Source organism: Succinimonas sp. (assembly GCF_045225735.1).
In the GTDB taxonomy this organism is placed as follows: Bacteria; Pseudomonadota; Gammaproteobacteria; order Enterobacterales; family Succinivibrionaceae; genus Succinimonas.
Genome location: NZ_JBGVBR010000371.1, coordinates 43,777 through 50,230 on the forward strand (window position 1 = coordinate 43,777; position 6,454 = coordinate 50,230).

The 6,454-nt window shown below is 51.0% G+C and carries 5 protein-coding genes and 1 tRNA gene; 3 read left to right on the top strand and 3 right to left on the bottom strand.

Features of this window, described 5'->3' with window-relative positions; translation table 11 throughout:
- Positions 1 to 329: 329 nt before the first annotated feature.
- Together pyrI and pyrB are read right to left on the bottom strand one after the other, a co-directional pair.
- A complete protein-coding gene (gene pyrI, locus ACJROR_RS13020; RefSeq protein WP_406040415.1) occupies positions 330 to 797 on the bottom strand; it encodes an aspartate carbamoyltransferase regulatory subunit in 468 nt (155 codons plus the stop codon).
- A 2-nt stretch (positions 798 to 799) separates the two neighbouring features.
- Positions 800 to 1,723 (bottom strand): aspartate carbamoyltransferase, encoded by a 924-nt coding sequence (gene pyrB / locus ACJROR_RS13025; RefSeq protein ID WP_406040417.1) that lies wholly within the window; start codon positions 1,721 to 1,723, stop codon positions 800 to 802.
- Between the two features lie 336 nt (positions 1,724 to 2,059).
- On the opposite strand from pyrB, the gene ACJROR_RS13030 reads away from it, so the two are divergent.
- Positions 2,060 to 2,134: transfer RNA gene (locus ACJROR_RS13030), tRNA-Trp, on the top strand.
- Positions 2,135 to 2,335: 201 nt separating this feature from the next.
- Here ACJROR_RS13030 and ACJROR_RS13035 read toward each other — a convergent pair.
- Positions 2,336 to 4,960: a UvrD-helicase domain-containing protein gene (locus tag ACJROR_RS13035; RefSeq protein WP_406547448.1), complete on the bottom strand. Its 2,625-nt coding sequence runs from the start codon at positions 4,958 to 4,960 to the stop codon at positions 2,336 to 2,338.
- A 270-nt stretch (positions 4,961 to 5,230) separates the two neighbouring features.
- Between ACJROR_RS13035 and ACJROR_RS13040 the strand changes: the two genes are divergently transcribed.
- Together ACJROR_RS13040 and rimI are read left to right on the top strand one after the other, a co-directional pair.
- On the top strand, positions 5,231 to 5,920 hold the full coding sequence (locus ACJROR_RS13040) for a hypothetical protein (RefSeq protein ID WP_406547449.1): 690 nt from the start codon (positions 5,231 to 5,233) through the stop codon (positions 5,918 to 5,920).
- Between the two features lie 18 nt (positions 5,921 to 5,938).
- Positions 5,939 to 6,418, top strand: coding sequence for a ribosomal protein S18-alanine N-acetyltransferase (rimI, locus tag ACJROR_RS13045; RefSeq protein WP_406547450.1), 480 nt, complete (start codon positions 5,939 to 5,941; stop codon positions 6,416 to 6,418).
- The last annotated feature ends 36 nt before the right edge of the window (positions 6,419 to 6,454 follow it).

The window sequence follows — 6,454 nt, forward strand, 5'->3', positions numbered from 1 at the left end:
AAAAGCTGCCGCCCTGAAAAGAATTGCAGACATATCAGACATTGTTAGTAACAGGTAAAGACAATTATTAACAGTAATCTGTGGATAAACTGTGTATTGATAATGTTTGCTTCGGGGAAAATGTCGTCAAACTCACAGAATTATCCCGGGAATTCACAGTTTTGGTGTGAAAGGATGTGGCAAATTGCGGGAGAACCTGTGGATGGCTTGTTGATAACTATGGAATGACGTTTTTATGAAGAGCCCGGTTTTCTTTACGGTTTCCGAATCCGGGGACAAAAAAAGGAACGGCTGCCCGTTCCTCATATGTTTATCCTTTCCGGCTGATGTTATCTGTAGCTGGTTACAATAGACTTATCGAACACCTTTTCGCAGTAGCGGCATTTCAGGCGGATCTTGCCGTTCTGGTTAAGCACCTGAAAATTGCTTTCGGCAGTGGGTTCCGCATGGGTGATGCAGTTAGAATTCGGGCAGGAAAAGATATGCTTGATTCTCTCGGGGAGACAGAGCTTCCTTTTTTCCACCACCTGAAATTCCTGAATGATGTTTACCGTGGCATCCGGAGCGAAGAGCGCCAGCTGGTTAGCCTGATCCTCTGTTACGGTGGCATTTTCGATTTTGATGAGATCCTTGTGGCCGAAAGCCTTGGAGGGCAGGTTGAAGCCTACGGTAATGGCCTCATGGGTGTCCAGAAAATGAAACAGCTTGAGAATCTTCAGAGCCTGACCGGCCGGAATGTGATCTATTACAGTGCCGTTTCTGATAGCCTCCACCTGGAGCTGAGTCTTGGCAGTCATCTTTATACCTCCTCGTTAAGCACAAGCGAAAGCAGAGCCTCTCTGGCGAACACCCCGTTACGGGCCTGCTGGAAATAACAGGCATAAGGCGTGCTGTCCACCTCCGGCACGATTTCATCAATGCGGGGCAGGGGATGCAGGATCTTCATATTGGGTCTGGCTCCCTTCAGGAGATCCGGAGTAAGCACGTATTTGGCTCTGATGTGCCGGTATTCGGTTTCGTCAAAGCGTTCCTTCTGCACTCTGGTCATATAGAGGATATCCACATTGGGCACAATCTCCTCAAAATGACGGCAGATCTCGAAATGAATTCCGGCCCGGTTGTAGTCATCCAGGATGTAATCAGGCATGGCCAGGGATTCCGGGGACATCAGGAAGATGTTGGCATGGTAGTGACAAAGGGCCTGAGAGAGGGAATGCACGGTGCGGCCGTATTTCAGATCTCCCACAAAAGCAATGCTGATATTGTCTATGCGCTTCTGGGTTTCAAAAATCGTAAAGAGATCCAGCAGCGTCTGGGACGGGTGCTGGTTGCTGCCGTCTCCGGCGTTGATGACCGGCACCGGAGAGATATCGCTGGCCAGACGGGCGGCGCCTTCCATGTGATGACGCATGACCAGGGCATCGGCATAGCCGGTAATAATGCGGATGGAGTCGGCAAAGGTTTCGCCCTTTTTGATCATGGAGGTGTTGGAGGCATCAGAAAAACCGATTACTCTGCCGCCGAGTCTTTGAATGGCGGTTTCAAAGGAAAGTCTGGTGCGGGTTGAGGCCTCAAAGAAGCAGCTGGCGATAACCTTGTTATGCAGGAGATCCGTTCTTGGCTCGGCTTTTAGCTTTTGGGCGGTATTTAAAACGAGTTCCAGGTCAGAGCGGTTAAATTCCGAGATGGAAATGACATGCTTTTTGTAGAGACTGTTTGGCATTCTATTGGTCCTAAAAGATGGCATGACAGAAGACTGTCCATTAGGAAGCAGGGCCAATCCGGAAGCAGTCCCGGAGGCAGTCCCGGAGAAGCGGGGCCTGGGCGGTGATTTCAGACTAGCGGTGCTATCTGAAAACCACATTATATATTGTTGCCCTCTCTTTCAGAAAAAAAATTAGCAAAAGAGCCGCGGTTTTCGCCGGAAGTCCGGGGGCCGGCCCTTGGTTACAAAGTGTTACACAGATCACCTTTCGGGGATTTTTTGAAAAATTTTCAGAAAGCCGGAAATTATTCCTTTTCTTTTGAGATTTTCCATGTATAATGAGCACCGTTCTGCAGGGGCATAGTTTCAATGGTAGAACACCGGTCTCCAAAACCGGCTGTGGGAGTTCGAATCTCTCTGCCCCTGCCAAGCGACTTCCTTATTTTTCTTTTTTTATTCCCCCTCAGATTCATTTTGCTTTTGCTGATCCGGTGCCGGGGGTTTTGTTTTCTTTTTGAAGTGTTTGCAGCCTGCTTAAGCGCTGATTTCGGGCTTTCCTTCAGCATTCCCATCCCGTATTCGTCTCTTTTTAACTGCCGGCGTTAAGCCCTGTCCGCGAAGAGGTCATCATCACTCATCATCTCCGTAATATTTTTTGGTGTAGCCGCACTTGAAACGGCAGCAGGCATAAAAATAGCCGTATTTAGACTGCCGGAGAAAGGTAATGCCGTGATGGCAGAGCGGACAGCGGTCGATGCCTCCGGACTTTTCCGGGGGAATGTCAAAGTGCAGGTAGCTCTGCCGGGCAGTGCCGTTGATTTCCTCGGTGAATTCCGATTCTTCATCCCACAGGGTAATCACATAGGATCGGATACGGGCCCGGGTAATGCCCACGTAGAAAAGCCGGCGTTCCTCGGAGTACGGAAAGCTGTCACTTTCGGGCATTACCAGATCCAGCAGGCGATCGTCGGTCATGTTGCAGGGAAAGCCCAGAATGCCGGAGGTGGCTCTGACAATAATGACGTAATCCGCCTCCAGACCTTTGGATTTGTGTACCGTCATAAACTGAACGATATTGCGGAATTCCGGATGGTTCAGGATCTTTTTCACATACTTCCGGTCATCGTTATAGCGTCCCAGAAGCATTACGGAGATCTTTTTTCCGGCAGCCTCCTTGATGATTTTCCGGAGCAGGATGGCGATAACCTCCGGGATTTCGGGATCGCAGTCCGCGTTTACCGTCACCACCGCCGGAGTTTTGGTCTGAAAAATCCCCCGGACGTTTTTGGCGATCTGACTCTTATTCCTGGAAATGAAGGCTGAGGAGACATCGCAGATCTCCTGACTGCACCGAAAGGTGGTTTCCAGCTTCAGCATGTCAGATTGCCCGAAAAATCCGGCAAAATCAGACATTACACTGATTACCGCTCCGGAGAATCTGTTTATGCTCTGCCAGTCATCGCCTACCGCAAAAAGACGGGTTTCCGGATTTCGCACAAGGAGCTTCAGAAGACGGGCCCGGGAGAGACTGATGTCCTGGGCCTCGTCCACCATGACGAGATCGTAGGGATGAAACTCCGGATGCCGTTCCAGAACCTGCACCGAGAGGTTTAGCATATCCTCAAAATCTATGCCGCCGTCCAAAAGCCTGGTCCAGGCCCGGTAAATCTGCCGGAAGAGCTTGAGAAAGAGGCCGGTTCTGAGATTATGCCATTCCGGAGACTTTTCGGCGAGGTACTTTTCCCAGAGCATTTCGGGAGTCAGAAGGGAGTTTTTGGCATGGGTAAGAAAGCTCCGCATGGTGCGGATAAAGCCGTCCAGTTCATAGCTTTGCTGCTGTTTTTTAAGTCGTTCGTTAATGGATGAGCGGAAACTGAAGCCCTTTTTGCGCAGACATTTGACCAGAGGGACAATGAAGCTTCCGGATTCAATGTCATTTGCGGTGAATTTGACAACCTCCCCTGGTTTTTTCCGGTTCTTTTTCTTCTTTTTCCGGCGGGGCTGGGCAGTGTCTTCAGGTTCATCCGGCGTGATTTTCGCGACTACTCTGAGAATGAAGGATACCGCATCGCAGTCGTCATCGTTAAAAATCAGGTATTCCGCTATGGTATTCTCGTCCCTGATACCGTCCTTTTCATCATAGCAGATGTTAAGCCAGTCCAGGAAGTGTTCCAGTATTCCGGCGGCGGATCGCCAGGTCGCTCCGGCCTTGCTGTTTGTGTTCATGGAAGGGGAAAGCGAGCAGAAGAAAAGCGCCGGGATTCTGAAGGCTTCCTTGCGGCGGATAAGATCCCGCGCCATATCCATGAATTCTCTGGTGCCGTCGTCGCCGTCGCGAAACATTTTTGACAGTACTATGCCCGGATTGCCCAGCTTTCTGGTGATTTTATAGCTGAGAGCATGAAAGGTCTCTATCTGCACTTGTTCCCAGGGAATGCCGGCTTGGGAAAAACGTTCCCGGATCCTTTGCCGGAGTTCTGCCACCGCCTTGCGGTTATAGGCAATAAGCACCACCCGGGAAGGCTTGAAGTAGCCGAACAGAAGAGCATAGGCTGCCTTGGCCACCATGACTGAGGTTTTGCCGGAACCCGCCGAAGCCACCAGAAGGAGATTGGTGTTAAGGTTTACCACAGCCCGGGCCTGTTCCTCGGTCAGGGGAGACTTTTCGATTATCTGAAAAAACGGGGCGTATTTTCTGAGAATGCCGGCAGTGGCTGCTTCATTGTATTCTTTTGCCAGGCGATCCGGAGTTCCCTGCCAGTATTCAAAGGCCCTGCGGGCTGCGGCATCGGCAATCTCCGCAAAATAGTCCCCGACCTCCGGTTTTTCCGCCAGGGGGAATTCCGGCCGGGTCTCCAGAAAAAGATCCTTTAAGGCGTTTTCAGTATAGGTGTCGGTGATATAGCCGGATATTCGGAACTCCTCCTTGAGACAGGAGGTGAGCTTCCGGTGCCATTGCAAGAGCTCCGGGATAAAGGCCGCAAGGCCGGCTTTGATTTCCTGAAGTTCAGAAATGCGCGCTCTGATATTTTGCGAGGAACCGGCAGGAAAGTCAGGGAATTCCAGCATCCGGCCGTTACGGAGCCGGACAGAAAGCCGGGTGGCAGAACCGTTTTCGGAAAGAACGGCCTCTGAAATGCTGTCAAGAGACTCGTTTTCCATAAGCTCGCCGCCGTCGGATACCACCTCCAGGCCAAGAAGACTGAGATTAAGGTTCCATCCCTTGCGGTACTGGGTTACTTTTTCAGAGGTCATGGCGAGTCCGTAGGAAGAATCAGAACAAAAAGCGCAAAAAGGGCGGCTTCAGCCAAAGCGCCCGGGTGTCCTTCATTATACAATGCCGGCTTATGTTCTGCAGAGTCTTTTCCGGAGCGGCGTTTCCGGCCTTCTTTATGTCCCCTGATTTCCCGAACGTCGCTTTTCTCATTTTTTTCAGTTAAGAGCGTAAATCTGCTATGATGCTCCCGGCGTTTTTTCCGGAGGCAATCAGGATTCCCGGAACGGAGTAAAAAAGGGGCGATAGTCATGTCACTTCAGGATTTTGCGGAGCTTTCCGGTTTTAAAACCTTCCGGCTTAAAAATCCGGATGTCATGAAGGAAGCTTCTCCTGAAGCTTTATGCCGGGATTTTTTAAGAAGCTGTCCCGTATTTGTGTTTGCCTACTCCAGGGAAATCGCCAGAGAGTATCTTTTCGGGATCTTCGGCTATCTGGACTACGCCGGTTATCCGGTTTACTGGTATGGTCAGAAGCTCCCCCGGGATCAGGAGGTTCGCAGGATTATTCTGGCTGATGCCTCCTGGCGCGGCCCGGAGTCTCCGGATATAGTTCTCGCTCCCGGAGCTCAGGGAAAAATGCAGATGTGGCAGCGGATTTCTCCTTATGCGGAACGGCTTAAGGCCCTTAATGCCGGAACCCGGAGCTCCCGAAAGGCCGATATCATTCTGGATGAGCCCGGCTCCGATGCCAGAATTCTGGCCAATTTGGCGGGATTCCTGAATTATTCGGGCATCGCCTGTTCCTGGAATCCGGCGGATGCGCTTCCGGAAAGCGTTTTTGTGGGCCGGAAAGCCCGGGAAGGCATGGAGTTTGTTCCGGTCTCCGGAGCTACTGATGATGAAAAGAAAAAGTCAGTTTATCAGGGGCTCCTCAGCAAGGGGTATCTGGTAAAAAATGCGGACGGTTCCTTTTCCGGCAGAAAAAAGCAGGGCAGCTGAAAAACAGCGGAGGCGTTCATGCGCACTGTAAGGGAATTTGACTATGAAAGGGATATGGAAAGGTTCTTTAACAGGATTGTCTGGATTGAAAATGCCTGTTACCGTTTTCCGTGGCCCCGGCAGGTTATTTCTGAAACTCTGGAGCCATCGCCGGTGAGAAAATGCTTCCTTCTTTTAGAGGATGATATTTTAAACGGCGTCAGCTTTTATGACGCAGTGCTGGATGAGGCCACCCTTAATAAGCACAGCATTATCCCGGAGCGGCAGGGCCTGGGCTTGGGAGGCCTCCTCCTCCGGGAGGGCATGAGCATGCTCAGGGAAAGGTACGGCGTTATGCGTTTTTATCTGGATGTGCGGGAGAGCAATATTCCGGCCCGCAGGCTTTATACCTCTCAGGGATTTTCCGAAACCGGCATCCGCAAAAACTATTATCATGCCCCTCACGGTTATGAAAACGCGGTGCTTATGGAAAGAATTTTCAGTCCGGGGGAAGCTTAAATTCCGGAGAGCGGCGGGGTGAGAACAGGACTCGCA

Coding starts and splice junctions, on each gene's coding strand:
- pyrB (WP_406040417.1), bottom strand. CDS start 1,723: ATGCCAAACAGTCTCTACAAAAAGCATGTCATTTCCATCTCGGAATTT.
- ACJROR_RS13035 (WP_406547448.1), bottom strand. CDS start 4,960: ATGACCTCTGAAAAAGTAACCCAGTACCGCAAGGGATGGAACCTTAAT.
- rimI (WP_406547450.1), top strand. CDS start 5,939: ATGCGCACTGTAAGGGAATTTGACTATGAAAGGGATATGGAAAGGTTC.
- ACJROR_RS13040 (WP_406547449.1), top strand. CDS start 5,231: ATGTCACTTCAGGATTTTGCGGAGCTTTCCGGTTTTAAAACCTTCCGG.
- pyrI (WP_406040415.1), bottom strand. CDS start 797: ATGACTGCCAAGACTCAGCTCCAGGTGGAGGCTATCAGAAACGGCACT.